Raw genomic sequence first — 22,796 nt, 5'->3', positions numbered from 1 at the left:
GCGCGGCGATGTGCACTGGTGTGAGACCGAACAGTGCGGCGAGGAACTGGACGACATGAAAGTCCAGGACAGGTTCGGATGGAACGGCATGCAGGCGCTAATCGAAGACGCCGCAGCCGGAGGGGTCGACCTCGATGAAACTCAGGTTCGGTGCCCACTGCTGTACGCCCCGAAGAAAGTTCAGGACCCGCCGTGGCTGGGAGAGTTCAAGGTAGTGGGTCGTGGCGGAAAGAAGCACTGGCGTCTGTACTTCGGTGAGCCGATCAACAGGCAGGACCACGTGGTGCGGATTCACCTGTGGCACAAGCTCAGGTCATGGTCGAAAGCGGATGCTGGACAGCGGCAACAGGACTCCGTGGCCAACGCGATGGGCCTTCTGAAGTGGCACTTTAAGAAGGAGGGATACGAATGGTCACAGTTCTGAGTCGATGTCGCCCCAACCCGCGTGTTGCATTAGAGTGCAACACATGAGTACTGAAGTGGACCTGGACAACGAGAGGTACGACCGCAACGCACGCGACATGCACCGCGCGCGTCGCAAGATGCTGCGTCGACTGGTCGAGATCCGTATCAAGCGCGACCATCCACAGGCTGAAGTCGCCCGGGTGCTCGGCGTAAACCGGTCAACAATCTGCCGCTTCGAGAACGAACTCGAGAACGCGAACCCCACCCTAGACACCGTTCTTCGATACGCACACGCGGTCGGGGCATCGCTGACCCTCAAGGCTGAGACGATCGAGGAGGCAGACTCCCGGAAGCTCTCGTATCCGGTCATTGTCTCGAACGACCTGGTTGATTCGCGATCATCCTGGACGTCAGTGGTGTCACGGTGAACCCCCATGGAGGCCTCAGCGAGTCCCTCACCAGTGCGCGACTGACAGTTCTGGGCAGCGAGTTCAAACGACGTAGTTCCGAGGACGAGCCGGACGGCGAAGGCGCAATCGAGGTCGAGGGACGGATCAGCGTTGACTCCGACGATCCATCGGTCACCGTCCGTCTTAAGATGAGGCACACCGCAAACTCCGTCGCTGGCGAAATCGATGCATCACTCCTTTATCAGTGGAGCGACTCAAAGCCGACTCGGGCAGAGATGATCGAGTTCGCACGAACCTTTGGGGTCTCAAACGCGTTACCCGCCACCGCCGCGCTGTTTGGTGAGGGGTTCCTCCGGTTCGGCGTGCGGATGTCTTTCCCTCCGCCGCACATGGCGGAACGCGTCACCGAGATCCTGATAGCGGACGTAATCAAGAACGAATGACATACGTGTAGTTCCTGGTCACAGACGTTTTTGTCGGTGGGCTGTGGTGTCATACCGGACATGAACAGCTGGCATCCATGGCACTGGGCGAGGGACCAATACCCCCACCTCGTCATCGACTGCACCCGCCACCTCGCAGGCGAAGCAATGGGACTCCTCGGCGAGACAACCATCTGGATCCGCCGCGGTAGCTCACAGCGCGAGCGACGCACCTCGCTCACCCACGAGATCACCCACATCGAATACCCCGACGCGTCTGAGGCCGAGGTCGAACGGATCACCGCACGCCGGCTGATCACCGTCGAGCAGATCATCGACGCTTTCTGCTGGCTCCGGCACCCCACCACCGAGGAGCTCGCCGACCACTGGTGGGTCGACAAGCAAGCCGCCCACACGCGCATGCTGAACCTCGACCCGATCGAGGTCGCCCAGATCGAGGCGGCCACTGATGGCGATTGGTCGTGGGCGGCATGACCGACGACGACCGGAGACTGCTCGACTTCGCCGCACGCCGGTTCTCGTCGCCGGGCGCCCACGCTGCGGCGGTCCGTGAAGAGTTCGGGCTGTCGGTCACCCGGTACTGGCAGCGGGTCGGGGCGCTGCTCGACGACGAGGAGGCGATCGCCTACTCCCCTGTCGTCGTCAACCGGCTGCGGAGAATCGCAGAGCGCTGACCCTTGCCGACCCGGAATCACCTCGAAGCGAAGGTAAAATCTGATCATGGCGGACATAGACCCGTACGAAACCAAGGCTGGCGTCCGGTATCGGGTGCGTTACAGGCGGCCCGATGGGTCCTCTACTGACAAGCGAGGGTTCCGCACCAAGCGCGAAGCCAAAGCGTGGTCTGAGGACAACGAGGTGTCCAAGCGTCGCGGAGACTGGGTTGATCCGTCGCTTGGCAAGACGACTGTCGGTGACCTCGCGCCGAAGTGGCTGCGATCGAAGGCGAAGCTCGCCGACTCGACTCGCAACCGCGGCGAGTACTCACTCAATCAGCAGGTGCTCCCCCACTGGGAGCATGTGGCAGTCGGCGAGATCACGCGCGGAATGGTGCAGGACTGGATCGACGGCATGGACATGTCCGCATCCACGGTCAGTAAGGCACGGGATGTGCTCGCCCAGATCCTCGACATCGCGGTCCGCGACCAGATGGTGCACAAGAATCCTGTGCGCGACAAGCTGATCACGATGCCGAAGCCGGAGGACGCCGACCCGATCTTCTTGACGGTCGATGAACTGTGGCGACTGGCCGAGGCTGCTGGTGATGCCGGGCGAGACATCGTTGTCACCCTCGGGTACACGGGCCTGCGGTTCGGTGAGCTCGCAGCAGCGAAGGTCCGGCGCTGGGAGCCTGACAAGCACCGGCTGCGGATCGCCGAGTCTGTCACGGATGTCAGCGGATCGTTGTCGTGGACTCCCGGCAAGACGAGGAAGGCGCGGACGGTTGTCGTGCCGGACCATGTCGCCGAGATTCTTGATCGGCACGCGGCGGGGAAGCATGCGGGTGAGCAGTTGTTCACTACTCGCGATGGGGCTGTGTTGCGGCGCGGCAATGTCCGGCGCGACTGGTGGGATGCGGCGGTGTTGGAGGTGTGGCCGCCGTCGGATGCTGAGGTGAAGGCGGCGAAGCGGGAGGGCCGGTCAGCGAAGCCTTCACTGGAGGTGACGCCTCACGATTTGCGGCACACCGCGGCGTCGTTGGCGATCCGTGCGGGCGCGAACGTGAAGGTGATTCAGCGGATGTTGGGGCACGCGTCGGCGAAGATGACGCTCGACTTGTACGGGCATCTGTATGACGACGACCTGACGGCTGTGGCTGACCGGATGAGCTTGATGGTTCCTGCCCACATTTTGCCCACGGGAACGTCGGAAAACGTAGTAAATCTTGATGCATCCTGATGGACATAAGCGCAGGTAGATAGATATTTGGCGCGGTCACGAATCTGTCTGTACTGGTTTTACACACCAGCGGTCGGGGGTTCGAAACCCTCTTCGCGCACCACGCACTCTGTCCGCCAGTTGTGGCCACATACGTGACACAACTGGCGGACAGGACGGCGACGCCGCCAAATGACGAGCGGATGACAGGACTCGAACCTGCGTAGACGGTTTTGCAGACCGCTGCTTGACCACTCAGCCACACCCGCGAGCGACTTCGAGGCTCCCAGACCAGCTCGTCCGAGTCGAGGGTTTTGCGCGCCGCCGATCGAAACCCCGAGCACAAAATCGAGACCCATCCGCAACCCTCCACGGGTTGAAACACGTGGGACAACTGATGTCTACTGGGGTTATTGTGACTACAGATCAGACGTCCTCGCGCCGCATGCCCACGCGCCGCCACATCCAGCTGACCGCCGGAGTCGTCGGCGCGATCGCCGCGCTCTCATTCGTTCCCGTCGCACCCGCGTCAGCGGAACCGTCGATCGGCGAGCTGATGGACAGCGCGGGGCGGATCATCCAGGAACTGCCCATCGACCAGAACGGCAGCGGCGGATACGACCTCGAGTCCCTGTTCAATCTCCTCGTCCCGCAGGCCCCGGACGGAAAGGCTCCACCGCAGGTCACGCCGACGGGCGAGCGCCGGACGTCGTGCGCCCAGGTGACCCACATCGGTGATTCGACCTCCGTCGGCATCGACAGCGCTGCGAAAGTCACCGATCCCGAGGATCGCCTGAGCGCCCAGTACAAGCGAGTCGGCGCCACCGACAGCGTCCTCGACGCCGCAGGCGGCCGGTCTATCGTCGAGAAGGTCGACGGCGAGCCGAACGCCGTGGACGCCATCACGTCGCAGCTCGCATCCGGCCGACGCGGCTGCTGGGTGATCGCCATGGGCGTCAACGACGCCGCGAACGTCGCAGTCGGCAGCAGCGTGGACGCCGATGCCCGGATCGACCGCGTGATGTCGAAGTTGACCGGCCAGGACGTCCTCTGGCCCACCGTGATGACGTCGAATCCGAGCAACAAGGCGTACGCCCCGGCCAACATGCGCACCTTCAACACCGCGCTGCAGAAGGCCGCCGGCCGCTACCCGAACCTGAAGGTCTACGACTTCGCGTCGGAGACGCAGGACGACTGGTATGTCGACGGAATCCACTACAACGCCGCGGGCATCGTCCAGCGCAACCGCTTGTTCGCCACCGCGCTCGCGACGGCGTTTCCGGCCTGAGCATTCTCACGGCCGCCGGGACGTGACCGATCCCACGTCCCGGCGACCGAATTTCCATGTCATCCAGTCACATGAATGACAAGGTCACCTCTGACGACGACCTATGATGGAACGTCGACGCCGCCGCCTGTGACGACGGGCGGACCGGCTCCGGCTCCACCAGTCGAGCGGAGAGCACGTCGTCGCACACTGTCTCACCGCATCAGGGGGTGCCGCCCGGACATGCCACGTCCCACGCACAACGAATCGTCCTATCTACCGGGCCTCGACGGCATCCGCGCCGTCGCGGTCACGGTGGTCCTGCTGTATCACCTGCAGGTCCCCGGGTTCAGGAGCGGACTACTCGGCGTCGGCGTGTTCTTCACCCTGAGCGGCTACCTCATCACCTCACTGCTGATCGCGACGCACCGGCGCACCGGCGGGCTCAATCTCAAGACGTTCTGGCTCCGACGGGCCAGACGGCTGCTGCCCGCCGTGGTCCTCGTCTTGATCGCCACGCTGGTCACGACGGCCGTGGTGATCCCCGACAAGCTTGGCACCTACTCCGGCCAAGCGCTCAGCGCGTTGTTCTACGTCAACAATTGGCACACCATCCTGTCGGACACCTCGTACTTCGAGCGGTTCGGCGGCCCGAGCCCGCTGAGCCACATGTGGTCGTTGTCGATCGAAGAGCAGTTCTACATCTTGTGGCCGCTCCTGCTCGGGCTCTTCTACCTGGTCCTGCGCAAGCGCTGGTTGATCAGCCTGGTGACGCTCGGCCTGGCTCTCGGCTCGTTCTACCTGCTCACCACGCTCGCCGAAGCCGGCTTCGACAACACCCGCGCCTACGAGGGCACCGACACACGTGCGGGCGCACTCCTGATGGGCGCGGCCCTCGCCTTCTGGTGGCCGGCACGCGCGCGTACGGTCACTCACAACCAACGGTGTGTGCTCGATGTCGCAGGCATCGCCGGACTCGCAGGCATCGTCTACCTGTGCATGACGACGGGCGACAACTCACTCGAGCTCTACGACTGGGGAATCGCGGTCCTGACCGTGGCGACGATGGGCGTCCTGATGGCGGCGGTGACCCCGTCGACACTCGTCGCGACAGTCCTGAGCATGCAGCCGTTCCGGTGGATCGGCGAACGGTCGTACGGCATCTACCTCTGGCACATGCCGCTGGTTGCGTTCCTGCCCGGCATCATCCGCGGCGGATCACCGCTGATCAGTTCCATCGTGGTGGTCATCGCGACTCTTGTCATCGCTTCCCTCTCGTGGCGCTACGTGGAGGACCCGATCCGGAAGTACGGGTTCCGCGCAGCGCTCACCACGCCCCGACGCCACGAGGACACCATGCGCGCCGCGCTGTGGGCCACGGCCGTCGCCGCCTTCACCACCCTCGCGCGACCTTTCCGGTCGGCGACGCCCGACGACCTCCCCACCGAGGAGCCCCCGATGGCCGACGAACACCCCCAGGAACCCGTTCCCTCCGTCACCGGCTGGGACCCCGCGACAGCGGCTCCATCGCAGCCCCGCCCACTGCTCGAGGAGCCGGTGGACGTGGTGCTTCGCGCGCCGATCGTCGAGGAGGCCGTCGACATCAGCGCGCCGGCCGCCGACGACACGCCCGACGTCGAGCCGACCCCGGGAGGTTCTGCCGAGCCCTCGTCCGCCGAGACCGTGCGCTTCCGCGTGCCCACCGGCGTCACCGTGCTGTCCAAGGCCCCGAGCGTGTTGAACCTTCCGCCCAAGGCAGACGAGACGCCCACGGCGCCGACCGCTCCGATCGACGACACCGACGGCGACGTCACAGCGGCCGCTGCCCCGGATCCTGAGCCGATCCCCGCTCAGGCCCCCGAGCAGCCGGAACAGCGCCGCTCCCCCGCCCGCGCCGTTCTCGCGACGCTGGTGGTCCTCGGATTGGCAGTCGGGTCGATGGTCGCCGTGTCCAAGCTCAACCCCGACCTCCCGATCGTCTCGGCTCTCTACAAGTCGGACGACGGCGGCAGCGGCATCGACGAGGAGATCGACGAGGGCCCCGCGCCCGAACGCTACGGGCCCACGCTGCCCGCCGGGCAGCGTCGCACCAAGTGTTCAACGGTGATCCACGTCGGCGACTCGACGTCGATCGGCATGAGTGATCCGGGAATGCAACCGAACGTCGCGCTGCGCCTCGAAGGTCGCTATCGCGAGGTCGGCGCGAAGACGTACATCGAAGACGTCGTCGGAGGCCGCTCGAGCATGGAACGGGTGAACGATCAGCCCAACGCCACCGAATCGATCGAAGGCGCCCTCAGGCGAGGCGTGCGCGGCTGCTGGGTCATCGCGATGGGCATCAACGACACCGCCAACGTGGAGGTCGGCGGCGCCGGGCCTGTCGACATGCGCATCGACAACCTGCTCAAGCCGCTCGTCGGTCAGCCTGTTCTGTGGCCGACCGTCATCACCAATCGCCTCAACGAGAATCCCGCGTACGACAACGGTGCGATGCGGAACTTCAACCGTGCGCTCGTCCGGGCGTGCAAGCGGTACCCGAACCTTCGGGTCTACGACTGGGCGGGCGAAACCGAGCAGAACTGGTTCCAAGACGGTGTTCACTACACCGAAGCGGGCTACGTCGAACGTGCTCGCCGCTTCGCAGTCGCATTGGCCACCATGTACCCGGCGACGGATCTGCCGCCCGCCGGCTGCGTCCTGAAGTCGACGAGCGAGGTCGTTCCGCCGCAGCCCTGAGTCGGCTGCGGCGCAGGCGGATCAGGAGCGGAGCGAGAGCGCTTCGTCCCAGGTGTCGACCGTGCGGGCCTCACCGGGCCCGACCATGTCGGAGAAGCGGACCGTCCCGTCGCGTGCCACGAGGAAGGTTCCCCGGTTGGCGTACCCGCGGTCGGTGTCGAGGACTCCGTACTCGCTCGCCACTCCGCCGTGCGGCCAGAAGTCCGAGAGAATCGGGAAGAGGTAGCCCTGTGCCGACGACCACACCTTGTGGGTCGGCGGCGGACCGACGGAGACCGCGACGGTCGTCAGAGTGGTGTCGTCGAACTTCGGCAGATTGTCACGGATGTACCCGAGCTCACCTTCGCACGTGCCCGTGAAGGCGAGCGGAAAGAACACGATCAGCACATTGCCCTTCTCACGAAGAGTCGACAATGTCACTCGCCGGTTGTTCTGGTCGCGGAGCTCGAACTCGGGCGCGACCGATCCGACAGGGAGCGGGCCGACAGCAACGCTGTCCGGCTTCGTCATGCTCGTTTGCCCGACCGAGCCTTCGGCGTCACCAGACGTGCACCGGTCCAGTCACCGAGGCTCGTCACCGATGTCTGAGTGAGTCCCGCGGTGGGCGCCGACTCCGCGATGACCGACGGGTCGACGTAACCGTCGCGACCGGTCTTCGGCGACAGCACCCAGATGAATCCGCCTTCGGCGAGGGGACCGATGGCGTCCATCAGCGCGTCGACGAGGTCACCGTCGTCGTCTCGCCACCACAGGACAACGGCGTCGACGACATCGATCGCGTCCTCGTCGAGCATCTCCGCATCGATCGCGTCTTCGATCTCGATGCGCAGATCGTCGTCGGTGTCCTCGTCCCAACCGCGCTCTTGGATCACCATTCCGTTGGTGAATCCGAGCTTGCTCGCCTTGTCGTCCGTGGCGGCTACCACCGCGTGTGTCCTCCCGTTTGTTTACAAGTGTCCTGTTCACCCGCGGTGCCGTTTGCCGTGCATTCACGGCTGTCGGGTCACTGTCGAGTGAAACTCAGTTCAAGACTAGAGGTTCAACGGACATCCCGACAGTGCACACCCGGTGTTTCCTCCGCCCGAACGTGTTCTGCGGGCACGGATTCACTCGGCTGGAAGGAACTCCGAGCACTTGTTCAGAGCCGCGGTGCGGTCGGCGCCCCAGGTGTCCGATGCGGCGTTGAGGCCGCCGAGTTGCTTCTCGCCGATCCGCTCGGCCAGATCGTCGGAGCTGTCCACGAAACGGTTGACCGGACCGAGGAGGTCCGACGGCGTGGCCGGCGCGATGGCCTTGCGCACCTGGTCGGCGCCCGCGGTGAGAGTGTCGGCGGCCCAGCGGTCCTCGGAGGACATCTTGGCGTACGACTGCACACTGTTGAGTTTGGTGATGAAGACGTTGTAGTCGCGGACCATCGCTCCCGCAGAGGTGATCACATTGCGGCACACCTGGACTGCGGCGATCTTCTCCAGTTCGGAGCGTTCTGCGGTCGGAACCGAAGCAGCGCGACTGCTGCCGACCGACGACGGCGCCGCGGCGGTCGACGGCTCCGGCGGCGTCTCCTGCGAACACGAGACGACCAGTGCCGACAGCACGATCAGGGCCGTGACGCCTGCTCCAGCACGGACCACCATCGGTTCGCCCTCCCACCCGTGAAATGAATCGAATCAGGTTACCGCAGAGTAGAACGTGTGACTGGGCACATCGACTGCCAGGAGCGGTGATTTACGGCACGATGGAACAGTGGTCCACCAAGAATCCTTGTGGACCCTAATCGATCCGCCGTCACACCCCGACGGCCCCACAGCGAGCCCGCCGACCTGTCCCCGGCTCGCCGACGAGAATGGTGGATTTGTGACTGACCCGACCACGACCGGCCCCAACGACACTCCCACGCGCAGCAGCCGCGTCGAGGTGATCCGCGACGGCGTCGCGTCGTACCTCGCCGACAGCGATCCGACCGAAACCGATGAATGGCTGGAATCGTTCGACGCGATGCTGAGTGCGGCAGGCCCGGAAAGGGCCCGCTATCTGATGCTCCGGATGCTCGAGCGCGCCGACGACAATCGTGTCGCGTTGCCGCCGCTCACCTCGACGGACTACGTCAACACGATTCCGACCGATCTCGAACCCGAGTTCCCCGGCGACGAGGACCTCGAGCGCCGGTTCCGCGCGTTCATCCGGTGGAACGCCGCGATCATGGTGCACCGGGCTCAGCGCCCCGGCATCGGAGTCGGAGGGCACATCTCGACTTATGCGTCGTCGGCGTCGCTGTACGAGGTCGGCTTCAACCACTTCTTCCGCGGACCGAACCATCCCGGCGGCGGCGATCAGATCTTCGTGCAGGGCCACGCCTCCCCCGGTGTGTACGCCCGCGCGTTCCTCGAGGGACGCATCGACGAGCACCGCATGGACGGGTTCCGGCAGGAGCACAGCCACGCCGGACTCGGCGGCGGCCTGCCGTCGTACCCGCATCCTCGTCTGATGCCCGACTTCTGGCAGTTCCCCACGGTGTCGATGGGCCTGGGCCCGATGAACGCCATCTACCAGGCGCGGTTCAACCACTACCTGCATGACCGCGGCATCAAGGACACGTCCGATCAGCACGTGTGGGCGTTCCTCGGCGACGGCGAGATGGACGAGGCGGAGTCGCGGGGTCTCGCGCACGTCGCGGCGACGGAAGGCCTGGACAATCTGACCTTTGTCATCAACTGCAACCTGCAGCGCCTCGACGGCCCGGTCCGCGGCAACGGCAAGATCATCCAGGAACTCGAGTCGTTCTTCCGCGGCGCAGGCTGGAACGTCATCAAGGTGGTCTGGGGCCGCGAGTGGGACGCGCTCTTCCACGCCGACCAGGACGGCGCCCTCGTCAACCTGATGAACAAGACGCGCGACGGCGACTTCCAAACGTTCCGCGCCAACGACGGGCAGTTCATCCGTGAGCAGTTCTTCAACCGCGACCCGCGCACGAAGGCGCTCGTGGAGAACCTCACCGACCAGGACATCTGGCAGCTCAAGCGCGGCGGCCACGACTACCGCAAGGTGTACGCCGCATACAACGCCGCGATGAATCACAAGGGGCAGCCGACTGTCATCCTCGCGAAGACGATCAAGGGCTACACACTCGGCAAGCACTTCGAGGGTCGCAACGCCACGCACCAGATGAAGAAGCTGACGCTCGACGATCTCAAGGCGTTCCGCGACACCTCGCGTGTCCCGATCACCGACGCTCAGCTCGAGGCCGACCCCTACCTGCCGCCGTACTACCACCCCGGCGCGGACTCACCGGAGATCCAGTACCTGCTCGATCGTCGCCGTGACCTCGGCGGTTTCCTTCCGTCGCGTCGGACCACGACGATCCCGCTACACCCGGACACCACCAAGGCCCTCGCCGTCACCGCGAAGGGATCGGGCAATCAGCAGGTCGCGACCACCATGGCCCTGGTCCGCATCTTCAAGGAACTGCTGCGTGACAAGGAGATCGGCAAGCGCATCGTGCCGATCATTCCCGACGAGGCGCGCACATTCGGCATGGACTCGTGGTTCCCGACGCTCAAGATCTACAACCGCAACGGTCAGCAGTACCGGTCGGTCGACGCCGAACTGATGCTCGCCTACAAGGAGGCCAAGGAAGGCCAGATCCTGCACGAGGGCATCAACGAGGCCGGTTCCACCGCGAGCTTCACCGCGGTCGCCACGTCGTACGCCACGCACGGCGAGCCGATGATCCCGCTGTACATCTTCTATTCGATGTTCGGGTTCCAGCGGACCGGCGACGGGTTCTGGGCGGCCGCCGACCAGATGTCGCGAGGCTTCGTGATCGGCGCGACGGCCGGTCGGACGACGCTGACCGGCGAGGGTCTGCAGCACGCCGACGGTCATTCACCGCTCATCGCCGCGACCAATCCCGGCGTCGTCTCGTACGATCCGGCGTTCGCGTACGAACTCGCCGCCATCATCGACAACGGCCTGACCCGCATGTACGGCGACAACCCGGACGATGTGTACTTCTACATCACCGTCTACAACGAGCCGATCACACAGCCTGCGCGACCTGACGGCCTCGACGTCGACGGCCTGATCAAGGGCGGTTACCTGTTCCGCAAGGGCCCCGAAGGCAAGACGCATCGAGCCAGCATCCTCGTCTCCGGCGTCACCATGGGCGACGCCCTGCGAGCTCAGGATCTGCTCGCCGACGAATGGGACGTCTCCGCAGACGTGTACTCCATCACCTCGTGGTCGGAGTTGGCACGCGACGGCATCGACGCCGACCGTGGTGAGTTGCGCGACCCGACGCAGTCGCGCACTCCGCACTTGACCGGACTCCTCGCCGGCTCGTCGGGACCGACTGTCGGCGTGTCCGACTACATGCGCGGCGTTCAGGAGCAGGTCCGGGCCTATGTCCCCGGCACCTATCTGACGCTGGGCGCGGACGGCTTCGGGTTCTCCGACACCCGTCCCGCCGCTCGACGCTTCTTCAACATCGACGCGGAGTCGATCGCCGTGGGCGTCCTCGTCGGGTTGGCCCGTGACGGCGAGGTGGACCGTTCGGTGGCAGCACAGGCCGCCGACAAGTACCAGATCACCGACGTCACCGCCGCGCCGGAGCAGACCAGCGACCCCGGCGTCGCATAGTCGGACCGACCACCGAGGGTGCAGATCGTGACCACATGCTGGTCACGATCTGCACCCTTCGCACGGCCCGGCCGAGCGCACCCTGCTCACCGCCGACGACCTGCACGTTAGATTGGTCGTGTGCCCGAAGAACAGCAACCAACCAGCGAAGCGCTCGCCGCGAGCGCTGCATCCGGTGTGCTCTACAACAGCCGCGGGGCTCACGTGCCCGCGCCCGCCACCGTGCACGATGCGCTGCCGGATGCACTGCTGCGACGCATGAAGCTGTACAGCGGACGACTCGCGACCGAGGCCGTCCACGCTATGTCAGAGCAACTCCCCTACTTCACCGAGTTGGACGCCGGGCAGAAGGCGAGCGTCCAACTCGTCGTGCAGACATCGGTCGTGAACTTCGTCGAGTGGATCCAGGATCCCGAGGGCAACGTGAAGTTCACCGTTCAGGCGTTTCAGGTGGTGCCCCAAGACCTGGCACGGCGAGTCACCCTCCTGCAGACCGTCGAGATGGTCCGCGTCGCCATGGAGTTCTTCGAGAAGTGGCTGCCGCTGTTGGCGAGGAACGACGTCCAACTGCGGGCACTGACCGAGTCCGTGTTGCGCTACGGCCGTGAGATCGGTTTCGCCGCGGCGGCGATCTACGCATCAGCCGCGGAGTCGCGCGGCGCATGGGATTCGCGAATGGAAGCCCTCGTCGTCGACGCCGTCGTCCGCGGCGACGGCAGCACCGAACTGTTGTCCCGCGCCGCTGCCCTCAACTGGCCGAGCGAAACACAGGCCACCGTCATCGTCGGGACGCCACCGCCCGAGCAGAACGTTTCGGTCCCGCTCGCGATTCACAACACCGGCAAGCACCACGACCGGGCGACGCTGACCGTGGTCCAGGGCAGCACTCTGGTCGCCATCGTCGGCGGCCAGCTCAGTTCCACCGACAGATTCCTGACCGATCTGCTCGACAACTTCGCGGACGGCCCCGTCGTCATCGGACCGACGATGCCCAACCTGACCGTGGCCCACGCCTCGGCGGTCGAAGCGATGACCGCCGCAGACGCCGTGCGCGGGTGGCCCGGCGCCCCTAGACCGGTGCACAGCTCCGATCTGCTCCCCGAGCGGGCCTTGAACGGCGACCAGACCGCGGCACAGATGTTGATCGACTCACTGATCACGCCACTCGGAGGCGAGGGCCAGACTCTGCAGGCGACCCTCGAGGCGTACCTCGATGCGGGCGGGTCCATCGAATCCTGCGCGCGGGAGCTGTACATACATCCGAACACTGTGCGGTATCGACTAAAAAAGGTGACTGACATCACGGGACGTGACCCAGGTAACTCCCGGGACGCATATGTCCTCCGGGTGGCACTCACCGTCTCTCGACTGTCCCGAAATCAGCAACAAGCAACGACAATCGTAACCTGAGTCACAGGCGTCACGGAGAATCTTGATATAGCGCCAGGTGTTGGAATATTTTCTTCATATCGGTAACAGATCACGGCATGGTGACGATGGGGATGCCCTTCGGGATTCATTTGTAGGGTTCCCACAAATTTCATTCTGCAGGTTCATACGACTCAACACCATCGGGCAGCCCGTCAAGGGTGTTGTCTTGTCACGTGCTTTCGTTGCTTGCGCCCGGACAGGGCTCCCAGACACCCGGCATGCTCACCGAATGGTTGGAGCAGCCCGGTGCCCACGATCGTGTCGCGGCATGGTCGGAGACGGTCGGCCTCGACCTCGTGCGCCTCGGGACCGTCGCAACCGCAGACGAGATCACCGACACCGCGGTCACCCAACCGCTCGTCGTCGTCTCCGCACTCCTCGCTTTCGATGAGATCCGCTATCGCAAGGGCGAGCTCCCCGCCGACACCATCGTCTCGGGCCACTCGGTCGGCGAACTCGCGGCGGCTGCCATCACCGGCGTCATCACCGCCGACGAAGCAGTCCGCCTCGCCGGCATCCGCGGCGCCGAGATGGCCAAAGCCTGCGCCCTCGAAGCAACGACCATGGCCGCAGTGCTGGGCGGCGACGAGACCGCCGTTCTCGCACGGCTGGCCGAACTCGACCTCATTCCCGCGAACCGCAACGCGGTGGGCCAGATCGTCGCTGCAGGATCTGTCGCGGCAATCGACGAACTGATCGCCAACCCGCCGGAGAAGGCACGCACTCGCAAGCTCGCAGTAGCCGGCGCCTTCCACACCCACTACATGGCACCCGCACGCGATGCCGTCGCCGCAGCCGCAGCCGACATCACCCCGAACGATCCGAACCGCACCCTGCTGTCGAACTCCGACGGCGCAGCGGTGACCGACGGGGCCGTCGCTCTCGCCAAGCTCGTCGACCAGGTCACCAGCCCGGTGCGGTGGGACCTGTGCTCGGCGACGATGCGCGCCGCAGGCGTCGACGCCATCATCGAACTCACGCCGGCAGGCGCCCTCGTGGGCATCGCCAAGCGTGAACTCAAGGGCGTGCCCTCGCGCGCCGTCAAGGTCCCCGCAGATCTGGAGGACCTCCCAGGACTTGGATGAGGCCGGACACCCCCGGCCGTCGGAGGCCGCTCCACCCGAGCGGATGTCCAGCAGCGAACCCGCTGACCTCCGAAACCCCCGCAAGCAACACACAGAAGAAGGGAGCCACATCGTGGCCGCCACTCAGGAACAGCTCGTCGCCGGCATCGCAGAGATCGTCGAAGAGGTCACCGGCATCGAGCCGTCAGAAGTGACCCTCGAGAAGTCGTTCGTCGACGACTTGGACATCGACTCGCTGTCGATGGTCGAGATCGCCGTCCAGGTCGAGGACAAGTACGGCGTCAAGGTCCCCGATGAGGATCTCGCCAGCCTGCGCACCGTCGGCGACACCGTCGCCTACGTCCAGAAGCTCGAGGCCGAGAACCCGGAGACCGCCGCAGCGATCGCCGCTCAGATCGAGGCGAGCCAGGCCTGACATGACTGAACTGCGTGATTTTTCGACCAGGGGTGGAGAATTCCCCAGCGTGGTGGTGACCTCGATGGTCGCCAGCACCAGTCTCGGCGGAGATCTCGACACGACCTGGGAGAATCTCGTCGCAGGGAAGTCCGGGATCCGCACGCTCACCGACGACTACATCGAGCAGTACAAGTTGCCGGTGAGCATCGGCGGCAAGTTCCTCGAGGACCCGTCGCTTGAAGTGACGCGCATCGAGGCACGCCGCATGGCGTACGTCGAGCGGATCTCGCACGTGCTGAGCAAGCGCCTCTGGGCGCAGGCCGGCACACCCGAGGTCGACCCCGATCGTCTCGCCGTTGTGCTCGGCACCGGTATCGGTGGCGCCGAGGCCATGATGGATGCGGACCGGATGCTGCGCGAGACCGGCAACTACCGCAAGGTGTCGCCGCTCGCCGTCTCCATGACGATGCCCAACGGTCCCGCAGCCGTCGCCGGCCTGAACATCGGCGCACGCGCCGGCGTCATCACGCCGGTCTCGGCCTGCTCCTCGGGCGCTGAGGCCATCGCACACGCATGGCGGCACATCGTGTTCGGCGACGCCGACATGGTCGTCACCGGCGGCGTCGAAGGACACATCGACGCGGTGCCGATCGCGGCGTTCTCGATGATGCGCGCGATGAGCACCCGCAACGACGACCCGGCGGCTGCGTCGCGTCCGTTCGACAAAGATCGTGACGGCTTCGTCTTCGGCGAAGCGGCAGCGATGCTGATCCTCGAGCGTGAGGATCACGCGAAGGCGCGCGGTGCTCACATCCACGCTCGACTGCTCGGCTCGGGCATCACGTCCGACGGCTTCCACCTCGTGGCGCCGGACCCGTCGGGCCAGGGCAACGCGCGTGCGATGACACGTGCACTGCAGACCGCAGGCCTGCAGAAGTCCGACATCACGCATGTCAACGCACATGCGACGTCGACACCGATCGGCGACACCGCCGAATCGGAGGGCATTCAGGCCTCGGTGGGCAACCACGCGGCCATCTATGCGCCCAAGTCGGCTCTGGGCCACTCGATCGGCGCCGTCGGCGCTCTCGAAGCGGTCCTGACGATCAAGTCGGTGGAGGAGTCAGTCATTCCGCCGACGCTGAATCTCGAGAACCAGGATCCGGCATGCGGCGACATCGACGTCGTGCACGGTGAAGCTCGTCGTGGACAGATCGACTACGCGCTGAGCAACTCGTTCGGATTCGGTGGCCACAACGTCGCATTGGCGTTCGGCCGGTACTGATACACCCTCCCCGCATAGGAGAAACCGATGACCACACTGGCTCCCATCCCCGGCCGTGAGGAAGCGACGGATCCCCGCGACCCGCTGCTTCGGTTGACCACCTTCTTCGACGAAGGCACCGTCGAGCTCCTGCACCCCCGTGACAAATCGGGAGTGCTGGCAGCCGTCGGTGAGGTCGACGGTGTTCGCACCGTCTCCTATTGCACTGATGGCACCGTGATGGGCGGTGCCATGGGGGTGGTCGGTTGTGCTCACATCGTGAACGCGATCGACACCGCCATCGCCGACCAGGCTCCGGTCGTCGGCATCTGGCATTCCGGTGGTGCGCGCCTCGCCGAAGGCGTCGAAGGCCTGCACGCGGTCGGCGGCGTGTTCGAAGCGATGGTGCGCGCCTCCGGCTACGTGCCGCAGATCTCCGTTGTCGTCGGATTCGCGGCAGGCGGAGCAGCGTACGGACCTGCACTGACCGACGTCGTGATCATGGCCCCGGACGGACGTGTGTTCGTGACCGGCCCCGACGTGGTCAAGAGCGTCACCGGCGAGAGCGTCAGCATGGAGGAGCTCGGCGGACCTCACACGCACGGCAAGCGCTCCGGCGTCAGCCACATCACCGCCGACTCCGAGCTCGACGCCTACTGGCGTGCTCGTCGACTGGTGACCACGTTCTCTCAGCAGGGCTCGATCGACATGACGCATGCGGCAGCCGAGGACAAAGACCTTCGCGCGCTGCTCCCTGAGTCGAATCGTCGCGCATACGACGTCCATCCGATCGTCGAGAACCTGCTCGACACCCAACTCGCGGCAGACGGTGCCACTGAGATCTCGACGTTCGAGGAGATCCAGGCCAAGTGGGCCCCGAACATCACGATCGGCTTCGGCAGGCTCGCCGGCCGGTCGGTCGGCGTGATCGCCAACAACCCGCTGCGCATGGGCGGCTGCCTCAACTCCGAGGCCGCCGAGAAGGCCTCTCGTTTCGTGCGGCTCTGCGACGCGTTCGGCGTCCCGATCGTTGTGCTCACCGACGTCCCCGGTTACCTGCCCGGCGTCGGACAGGAGTGGAACGGCGTCGTGCGGCGCGGAGCCAAACTGCTCCACTCGTTCGCCGAGTGCACCGTCCCCCGCGTCACGCTGGTGACCCGCAAGATCTATGGCGGCGCTTACATCGCGATGAACTCCCGCGCACTCGGTGCGACCGCCGTGTTCGCGTGGCCCGGTTCCGAGGTCGCCGTGATGGGTGCCAAAGCCGCCGTCGGGATCCTTCACAAGAAGACCCTCGCAGCGGCCCCGGAGGACGAGCGCGAAGCACTTCACGAGCGTCTCGCCGTGGAGCACGAGCAGATCGCGGGCGGCGTCGGCCGTGCGCAGTCGATCGGCGTCGTCGACGAAGTCATCGACCCCGCCGTGACCCGGAGTCGCCTCGCGGAGGCCCTCGCCGCAGCACCGTCGCGACGCGGTCGCCACAAGAACATCCCGCTCTGACAGCTGTCGACCACCCGGAAGCACATCCACACCAAATACACCTAGCGCAACACGCACCTCACAAGGCATAATCTGTATCAGTAGTGTGATATCCGATCTCGACGCGGTGCCTTGGGGAAGACGTTCCTCGTCGAATCGGAGGTGAAACCAGTGCGCATTCTCAACCAGTTTGCGGACCTGACGACTGGCGTGGTGTACATCCACGCCTCTCCCGTCGCGCTGTGCCCGCATGTGGAGTGGGCGCTGTCGTCGACGTTGAATGCGCGCGCCGACCTCAAGTGGTCGACGCAGGACGCCGAACCCGGACGCATGCGAGCCACGGTGGACTGGACCGGTCCCGTCGGCACCGGCGCCCGCCTGGCGAACGCGCTGCGCGAGTGGCCCGGCCTGGCCTTCGAAGTGACGGAGAACGCGAGCGAAGGCGTGGACGGCGAACGATTCAGCCATGTCCCCGGCCTCGGCCTCTGGCGGGGATCCATCAGCGCCAACGGCGACGTGATCGTCGGCGAGATGCAGCTGCGCGCCATGATGGACGCTCAGCCCGACAGCGCGGGTCTGGCCGCCGAACTCGACACTGCACTCGGCACCGCGTGGGACGACGCCCTAGAGTCGTACCGCATGGGCGGAGCCGACGGCGAAGTGACCTGGCTGCGTCAACGAGTCGGCTGACTCACTCCAACAGACCATTTCCCACGGAACGCGCGCACGGCCATCAGCCGGGCGCGCGTTTCTCTTGGACTGCGCCGCTCACCCGTCGTGCGGCGGCCGCGGGCGCGCCTGCTCGCGCGACTCGCCGTCGAGCGCTGTACTGTCTGGGACATGTCGAGTCCCGAGTCGGACAGGTCAGGGGTTGGCGGTCACACCGCCGGCCCCGTGAACACCTAGCGTCCACCCACGTCGTGTGGGCACACGTGGCGTACCCGGGATGCCGGCCGTGGTGACAAGAAGATCCCATTCTTGATCTCTCACCTCGGAGTACCCGATGCCTCTAACTCTCTACTCTCTCGCCCTGGCGGTCTTCGTCATGGGCACGTCAGAATTCATGCTTGCGGGGCTGATCCCGGCGATGGCGACCGAATTCGGCGTCTCAGTCGGAACCGCGGGCCTGCTCACCTCCACATTCGCGGTCGGCATGGTCATCGGTGCGCCCTTGATGGCGGCCTTCTCACGCCGTTGGCCACCGCGGTCGACCCTGATCGTCTGCATCCTGATGTTCGCGACGAGCCACGTCATCGGAGCACTGACGTCTGTGTTCTCGCTGCTCCTCGTCGCTCGGGTGATCAGCGCGCTCGCAAACGCCGGCTTCCTCGCCGTAGCGCTCGGCACGGCCACGAACCTCGTGCCTGCACACCGCAAGGGACGAGCGCTGTCCATCCTGCTCGCCGGCACGACGATGGCGACTGTCGTCGGCGTCCCGGCCGGGGCACTGCTCGGCGCGGCGTTGGGCTGGCGCACGACATTCTGGGCGATCGCAGTCCTCTGCTTACCCGCGGCCTTCGGAGTCGTTCAAGGCGTCTCCGACACGAGTGGTCGGGCCGCGACGAACACGTCGTCGCCGGGACTTCGTACCGAGCTCAGCCAACTGGCGACGCCGCGACTCATCGTGGCCATGGCCCTCGGAGCTCTGGTCAACGGAGCGACGTTTGCGGCGTTCACGTTCCTGGCGCCCATCGTGACCGAGACTGCGGGTCTGGCCGATGCGTGGGTGTCGATTGCGCTGGTGATGTTCGGCATCGGATCGTTTCTCGGCGTCACGACTGCGGGACGACTCTCAGATCAGCGGCCCGGTGCGGTGCTCGCAGTCGGCGGGCCGCTGTTGCTTGCGGGCTGGATCCTCCTGGCGATGGTGTCGTCCCACCCCGTTGCACTTCTCACCCTCGTCTTCGTTCAGGGGTGTCTGTCGTTCGCCGTTGGAAGCACCTTGATCACGCGGGTGCTGTACGCGGCGGCGCGGGCGCCATCGATGGGTGGTTCTTACGCGACCGTTGCATTGAATGTCGGAGCGGCCGCGGGACCTGTGCTCGGCGCGTTCGGACTCGCGACCGGGCTCGGACCGGTCGCGCCGGTGTGGGTCGGATCAGCACTGACAGCAGTCGCCCTCGGCATCATGGTCCTATGCTGGCGAAATCTCACCGAGCGTCCGGAACAGACGGCGACGTGACCTGAGTTCGTGCCCCACGATCCGCTCATTCATCGCGGTCCGCTGGCATTTTTGCCCGTGGACCGCGATGAATGTGCCGATCTTGCGAGCGTCACCGCTGGACGGGGTCAGCGACGAAGTTCGTTCACGACGGCGTTGTTGAATTCGCTCCACAGCGGCTTCGCCCACGCCCCGAAGGGGCGATCAGTCAGGACGACACACGCGGCCCCGAGCACGGGGTCCACCCACAGGAACGTGCCCGCCTGACCGAAGTGGCCGAACGTCTGAGGCGAGTTCGCCGAACCGGTCCAGTGCGGCGTCTTCTCACCCCGGATCTCGTAGCCGAGACCCCAATCGCACGGCCGGTGTTTGCCGTACCCGGGGACGAAGCCGTCCAGCCCGGGAAACTGCACTGTGGCCGCCGCAGCGGCCGTCTCCGGGGCGAGCAGCCGCGGCGCCAACAGATCGCCCGCGAAACGCGCGAGGTCGTCGACGTTCGACCGAGCGCCATGTCCGGCCGGACCGGCGAGCACGGTCGACGTCATGCCGAGAGGTTCGCACACGGCCTCACCGAGATAGTCCTCGAATGCGATGTCGGTGTGTGCAGTCACGAGTTCGGCGAGCGTTTCGAAACCCGCGCTGGAGTAGATGCGCTGCTCCCCCGGGCCCGCCTGCGGCTCACGCGAGTCGAACGCCATGCCCGACGCGTGGGACAGCAGATGTCGGACCGTCGCTCCCGGCAGGCCAGCAGGCGTCGACAAGTCGATCGCCTCCTCGTCGACGGCCACCAAGACCGCCTGTGCCACAAGCAGCTTCGTCACCGACGCCAGCTCGTACACGCGGGAGGTGTCGCCGGCAGTCGAGACGACGCCCCCGGGGCCGATGATCGCCCCGGCGACGTTGTCGACCGGCCATTGGGAGAGATCGTCCAGCACAGTCACTTTAGGGCCGCCTACGGCGTCGCCGGAACGGTCGACGACTGGGGCGCACCCTCGTGCACCTCGGAGTCGCCCTTCTCAGCAGGCGACTTCACTTCCGGCGTGCCGGAGGTCTCAGTGAACTGATCCTCGTCGAGCGTGGACGTGACGTCGTCGACTCCGCCCAGCACGCGGTCGACGTCGGCAGTGGTGTAGCCGCAGTTGTTGATCGCCTCCGACACCCATTTCTTGGTGAGTCGCGGGATGTTGGCCGCATGCGCTTCGGCGACCGAGGTGCGCTCCTTCGGCTTCGTCGAGCGACGCAGATCCGGAACGTCCTCACAGACGTGGAACGCCGAGCCGCCCTTGACCCACACCACCTCGTCCTTGCCGGTCAGTTCCTTCACAACGTTGGTCTCAACGCTGTACTGCTCGACCGACGGCGGATTCCAGTCGGCGCTGGCCAGGCCGACTGCTGCGGCGATCACGATCGCGATACCGCCGGCGATGCCCTTCTGCTTCCCGTCCATGTCCTTGTTCAGGAAGATCATCACGATCAGCGGCAGGAACGCGATCACCGTGATGATGACGCCGAGCTGATTCTGGACGAAGAAGCGAACAGTGTCCTTGCGCGACGCCGGGTCGAGACGGTTCGCCTTCTTCCACAGCAGCGAACCGCCGAGGGCAAAAGCACCGATGACGACGAGCATGACGATGAGCAGCCACATGAGGATGGGATCCTGGCGGAGCACCCAGAAGATGGTGAAGAGTTCACCGCCGATGGCGATCGCCCACAGCACTGCGGCGATGATGCGGAAAGTCAGCGCCTTCGACTTCGCCTCTGGCGACGCCGACCACGAGCCACCACTCGTCGTCTGCTGCTCCGCGACTTCGGCGCCCTTTTTCGCCCGTGAGCTCCGGCTGTTCTCGGCCATGTGTTTCCTCCCAGTAGCTTCTCGACTTCGCTCGAAGAACGGAGATAAGTCCGCTCGAACGAACGGGTCGGGTTCCGCCCGACGAGCGCGTCGTCTCCGCCCTTCGAGCGCAGTCGAGAAGAACATTAATGCAGATCCGTCGAAGAAATGCAGAAGGCCCGCCGACTCGAAGTCGGCGGGCCTCATGCGAGGTTCGCGAAGATCAGTGATCGGCGTCGGTGTAGCGGATGACACCGCGGATGTTGCGGCCCTCGAGCATGTCGGTGTAGCCCTCGTTGATCTGGTCGAGGGTGTACTCGCGGGTGATCATGTCGGCGATGTTGAGCTTGCCGACCTTGTACATCGACAGCAGCAGCGGGATGTCCAGCTTCGGGTTCGCGCCACCGAAGATCGAGCCCTGCAGGTTCTTCTGCAGCAGGGTCAGCATGGCCAGGTTCAGGGTCACCTGGTTGTCCATCATGTTGCCCATGCCGGTCAGGACGCAGGTGCCGTTCTTCGCGGTGATCGACAGCCAGGTGTCGACGTCCTTGCCGAACACTTCACCGACGGTCACGATGACCTTCTGGCACATGCCCCACTCAGTGGCGTTGCCGATCTCGTTCATTGCCTCTTCGACGGTCGCGAACGCCTGGGTCGCGCCGAACTTGAGCGCCTGCTCGCGCTTCCACTCGACGGGGTCGATGGCGAACACGTTGCGTGCGCCCGCGATCACGGCGCCCTGGAGCGCTGCGGTGCCCACGCCGCCGACGCCGACGATCGCGACGTCTTCACCCGGGCGGACGTCGCCGCTGCGGGTGGACGAGCCGTAGCCGGTGGGGATGCCGCAGCCGCAGAGTGCGGCGACCTCGAACGGGATGTCCTTGTCGATCTTCACCGCGGACGCCTCGTGAACCACCATGTAGGGCGAGAACGTGCCGAGCAGGGTCATCGGGTAGACCGGCTGACCGTCCGTGGTGTGGATCCGGAACGTGTGGTCCGAGACCGCTTCGCCCTGCAGCAGCATGGCGCCGAAGTCGCAGAGATTGGCGACGCCCGCCTTACAGGACTTGCACTTGCCACACGACGGGATGAACGACAGGACGACGTGGTCGCCGACCTCGAAGTCGGTGACGCCTTCGCCGAGTGCTTCGACGACGCCCGCGCCCTCGTGGCCGCCGAGGATCGGGAATCCGCCCATCGGGATGCCGCCGGTCATCAGGTGATGGTCCGAGTGGCACATGCCCGCGGCTTCCATGCGGATCCTGATCTCGTGCGCCTTGGGGTCGCCGATCTCGATCTCTTCGATCTGCCACGGCTGGTTCAGCTCCCGCAGGAGTGCGCCCTTCGTCTTCACCTTCACAACCTCACTTCGAA

Annotated in this window: 22 protein-coding genes and 2 tRNA genes; 17 read left to right on the top strand and 7 right to left on the bottom strand. The window is 65.5% G+C overall.

Annotation, left to right across the window (positions count from 1 at the left end; translation table 11 throughout):
• Positions 1–55 precede the first annotated feature (55 nt).
• The 7 genes from WFK36_RS05435 (at position 56) to WFK36_RS05405 (ending at position 3,260) form a co-directional block, all read left to right on the top strand.
• Positions 56–424 (top strand): hypothetical protein, encoded by a 369-nt coding sequence (locus WFK36_RS05435; protein WP_336790361.1) that lies wholly within the window; start codon positions 56–58, stop codon positions 422–424.
• A 43-nt stretch (positions 425–467) separates the two neighbouring features.
• Positions 468–833, top strand: a complete 366-nt coding sequence (locus tag WFK36_RS05430; protein WP_336790359.1) for a helix-turn-helix transcriptional regulator — start codon at positions 468–470, stop codon at positions 831–833.
• Positions 830–1,258, top strand: a complete 429-nt coding sequence (locus WFK36_RS05425; RefSeq protein WP_336790357.1) for a hypothetical protein — start codon at positions 830–832, stop codon at positions 1,256–1,258. Before WFK36_RS05430 ends, WFK36_RS05425 begins: the two co-directional genes overlap by 4 nt.
• Positions 1,259–1,318: 60 nt before the next feature.
• Entirely contained in the window at positions 1,319–1,732 is a 414-nt protein-coding gene (locus WFK36_RS05420; RefSeq protein ID WP_336790355.1) for a hypothetical protein, read from the top strand.
• Complete coding sequence (locus tag WFK36_RS05415) at positions 1,729–1,932, top strand: DUF3263 domain-containing protein (RefSeq protein ID WP_336790353.1); 204 nt, start codon at positions 1,729–1,731, stop codon at positions 1,930–1,932. The genes WFK36_RS05420 and WFK36_RS05415 overlap by 4 nt, the downstream gene beginning before the upstream one ends.
• A gap of 46 nt (positions 1,933–1,978) precedes the next feature.
• Positions 1,979–3,157, top strand: coding sequence for a tyrosine-type recombinase/integrase (locus tag WFK36_RS05410; protein WP_336790351.1), 1,179 nt, complete (start codon positions 1,979–1,981; stop codon positions 3,155–3,157).
• A gap of 9 nt (positions 3,158–3,166) precedes the next feature.
• A tRNA-Ser gene (locus WFK36_RS05405) sits at positions 3,167–3,260 on the top strand.
• Positions 3,261–3,334: 74 nt separating this feature from the next.
• Here WFK36_RS05405 and WFK36_RS05400 read toward each other — a convergent pair.
• Positions 3,335–3,405 (bottom strand) — tRNA-Cys (locus tag WFK36_RS05400).
• 176 nt (positions 3,406–3,581) lie between these two features.
• Here WFK36_RS05400 and WFK36_RS05395 point away from each other — a divergent pair.
• Both WFK36_RS05395 and WFK36_RS05390 read left to right on the top strand, forming a co-directional pair.
• A complete protein-coding gene (locus tag WFK36_RS05395) occupies positions 3,582–4,424 on the top strand; it encodes an SGNH/GDSL hydrolase family protein (protein ID WP_336790349.1) in 843 nt (280 codons plus the stop codon).
• A gap of 222 nt (positions 4,425–4,646) precedes the next feature.
• Positions 4,647–7,139: an acyltransferase family protein gene (locus WFK36_RS05390; protein ID WP_336790347.1), complete on the top strand. Its 2,493-nt coding sequence runs from the start codon at positions 4,647–4,649 to the stop codon at positions 7,137–7,139.
• 21 nt (positions 7,140–7,160) lie between these two features.
• Here the strand turns inward: WFK36_RS05390 and WFK36_RS05385 are convergent, their stop codons facing one another.
• The 3 genes from WFK36_RS05385 to WFK36_RS05375 form a co-directional block, all read right to left on the bottom strand.
• Positions 7,161–7,649 carry a peroxiredoxin gene (locus WFK36_RS05385; RefSeq protein ID WP_336790345.1) on the bottom strand — a complete coding sequence of 163 codons (489 nt, stop codon included), beginning with the start codon at positions 7,647–7,649 and terminating at the stop codon, positions 7,161–7,163.
• Positions 7,646–8,065 carry a DUF3052 domain-containing protein gene (locus tag WFK36_RS05380; RefSeq protein ID WP_008376877.1) on the bottom strand — a complete coding sequence of 140 codons (420 nt, stop codon included), beginning with the start codon at positions 8,063–8,065 and terminating at the stop codon, positions 7,646–7,648. Before WFK36_RS05380 ends, WFK36_RS05385 begins: the two co-directional genes overlap by 4 nt.
• A gap of 180 nt (positions 8,066–8,245) precedes the next feature.
• Complete coding sequence (locus WFK36_RS05375) at positions 8,246–8,773, bottom strand: hypothetical protein (RefSeq protein ID WP_336790342.1); 528 nt, start codon at positions 8,771–8,773, stop codon at positions 8,246–8,248.
• 220 nt (positions 8,774–8,993) lie between these two features.
• Here WFK36_RS05375 and aceE point away from each other — a divergent pair, with 220 nt between their 5' ends.
• The 8 genes from aceE (at position 8,994) to WFK36_RS05335 (ending at position 19,612) form a co-directional block, all read left to right on the top strand.
• Positions 8,994–11,774 carry a pyruvate dehydrogenase (acetyl-transferring), homodimeric type gene (gene aceE, locus WFK36_RS05370; RefSeq protein ID WP_336790340.1) on the top strand — a complete coding sequence of 927 codons (2,781 nt, stop codon included), beginning with the start codon at positions 8,994–8,996 and terminating at the stop codon, positions 11,772–11,774.
• A 120-nt stretch (positions 11,775–11,894) separates the two neighbouring features.
• Positions 11,895–13,184 carry a PucR family transcriptional regulator gene (locus WFK36_RS05365; RefSeq protein WP_419717408.1) on the top strand — a complete coding sequence of 430 codons (1,290 nt, stop codon included), beginning with the start codon at positions 11,895–11,897 and terminating at the stop codon, positions 13,182–13,184.
• Between the two features lie 194 nt (positions 13,185–13,378).
• The gene (locus WFK36_RS05360) at positions 13,379–14,290 is read left to right on the top strand and encodes an ACP S-malonyltransferase (RefSeq protein WP_336790338.1); all 912 of its coding nucleotides are present in this window, start codon (positions 13,379–13,381) and stop codon (positions 14,288–14,290) included.
• Between the two features lie 112 nt (positions 14,291–14,402).
• Positions 14,403–14,705, top strand: a complete 303-nt coding sequence (gene acpM, locus WFK36_RS05355; protein ID WP_008376882.1) for a meromycolate extension acyl carrier protein AcpM — start codon at positions 14,403–14,405, stop codon at positions 14,703–14,705.
• A gap of 1 nt (position 14,706) precedes the next feature.
• Positions 14,707–15,972, top strand: coding sequence for a KasA/KasB family beta-ketoacyl-ACP synthase (locus tag WFK36_RS05350; RefSeq protein WP_336790336.1), 1,266 nt, complete (start codon positions 14,707–14,709; stop codon positions 15,970–15,972).
• 27 nt (positions 15,973–15,999) lie between these two features.
• A complete protein-coding gene (locus tag WFK36_RS05345; RefSeq protein ID WP_336790334.1) occupies positions 16,000–17,451 on the top strand; it encodes an acyl-CoA carboxylase subunit beta in 1,452 nt (483 codons plus the stop codon).
• Between the two features lie 150 nt (positions 17,452–17,601).
• Complete coding sequence (locus tag WFK36_RS05340; protein WP_336790332.1) at positions 17,602–18,120, top strand: DUF3145 domain-containing protein; 519 nt, start codon at positions 17,602–17,604, stop codon at positions 18,118–18,120.
• Positions 18,121–18,433: 313 nt separating this feature from the next.
• A complete protein-coding gene (locus WFK36_RS05335) occupies positions 18,434–19,612 on the top strand; it encodes a Cmx/CmrA family chloramphenicol efflux MFS transporter (RefSeq protein WP_336790330.1) in 1,179 nt (392 codons plus the stop codon).
• Between the two features lie 107 nt (positions 19,613–19,719).
• Here the strand turns inward: WFK36_RS05335 and WFK36_RS05330 are convergent, their stop codons facing one another.
• The 3 genes from WFK36_RS05330 to WFK36_RS05320 form a co-directional block, all read right to left on the bottom strand.
• Positions 19,720–20,532: a serine hydrolase domain-containing protein gene (locus tag WFK36_RS05330; RefSeq protein WP_336790328.1), complete on the bottom strand. Its 813-nt coding sequence runs from the start codon at positions 20,530–20,532 to the stop codon at positions 19,720–19,722.
• Between the two features lie 11 nt (positions 20,533–20,543).
• Positions 20,544–21,443 carry a cytochrome b family protein gene (locus tag WFK36_RS05325; RefSeq protein WP_336790326.1) on the bottom strand — a complete coding sequence of 300 codons (900 nt, stop codon included), beginning with the start codon at positions 21,441–21,443 and terminating at the stop codon, positions 20,544–20,546.
• A 202-nt stretch (positions 21,444–21,645) separates the two neighbouring features.
• Entirely contained in the window at positions 21,646–22,776 is a 1,131-nt protein-coding gene (locus tag WFK36_RS05320) for an NDMA-dependent alcohol dehydrogenase (protein ID WP_040519501.1), read from the bottom strand.
• Positions 22,777–22,796: the final 20 nt, after the last annotated feature.

The sequence above is a fragment of the Gordonia malaquae genome, from assembly GCF_037148075.1.
Lineage (GTDB): Bacteria > Actinomycetota > Actinomycetes > Mycobacteriales > Mycobacteriaceae > Gordonia > Gordonia malaquae.
Note: the sequence above shows the minus strand (reverse complement) of the source record. Positions and strands in the feature narration are given on the sequence as shown.

Excerpts from the sequence above, each read along its gene's own strand:
- WFK36_RS05435 (WP_336790361.1), top strand. The coding sequence starts at position 56 with ATGAAAGTCCAGGACAGGTTCGGATGGAACGGCATGCAGGCGCTAATC.
- WFK36_RS05430 (WP_336790359.1), top strand. The coding sequence starts at position 468 with ATGAGTACTGAAGTGGACCTGGACAACGAGAGGTACGACCGCAACGCA.
- WFK36_RS05420 (WP_336790355.1), top strand. The coding sequence starts at position 1,319 with ATGAACAGCTGGCATCCATGGCACTGGGCGAGGGACCAATACCCCCAC.
- WFK36_RS05415 (WP_336790353.1), top strand. The coding sequence starts at position 1,729 with ATGACCGACGACGACCGGAGACTGCTCGACTTCGCCGCACGCCGGTTC.
- WFK36_RS05410 (WP_336790351.1), top strand. The coding sequence starts at position 1,979 with ATGGCGGACATAGACCCGTACGAAACCAAGGCTGGCGTCCGGTATCGG.
- WFK36_RS05395 (WP_336790349.1), top strand. The coding sequence starts at position 3,582 with ATGCCCACGCGCCGCCACATCCAGCTGACCGCCGGAGTCGTCGGCGCG.
- WFK36_RS05390 (WP_336790347.1), top strand. The coding sequence starts at position 4,647 with ATGCCACGTCCCACGCACAACGAATCGTCCTATCTACCGGGCCTCGAC.
- WFK36_RS05385 (WP_336790345.1), bottom strand. The coding sequence starts at position 7,649 with ATGACGAAGCCGGACAGCGTTGCTGTCGGCCCGCTCCCTGTCGGATCG.
- WFK36_RS05375 (WP_336790342.1), bottom strand. The coding sequence starts at position 8,773 with ATGGTGGTCCGTGCTGGAGCAGGCGTCACGGCCCTGATCGTGCTGTCG.
- WFK36_RS05350 (WP_336790336.1), top strand. The coding sequence starts at position 14,707 with ATGACTGAACTGCGTGATTTTTCGACCAGGGGTGGAGAATTCCCCAGC.
- WFK36_RS05345 (WP_336790334.1), top strand. The coding sequence starts at position 16,000 with ATGACCACACTGGCTCCCATCCCCGGCCGTGAGGAAGCGACGGATCCC.
- WFK36_RS05335 (WP_336790330.1), top strand. The coding sequence starts at position 18,434 with ATGCCTCTAACTCTCTACTCTCTCGCCCTGGCGGTCTTCGTCATGGGC.
- WFK36_RS05325 (WP_336790326.1), bottom strand. The coding sequence starts at position 21,443 with ATGGCCGAGAACAGCCGGAGCTCACGGGCGAAAAAGGGCGCCGAAGTC.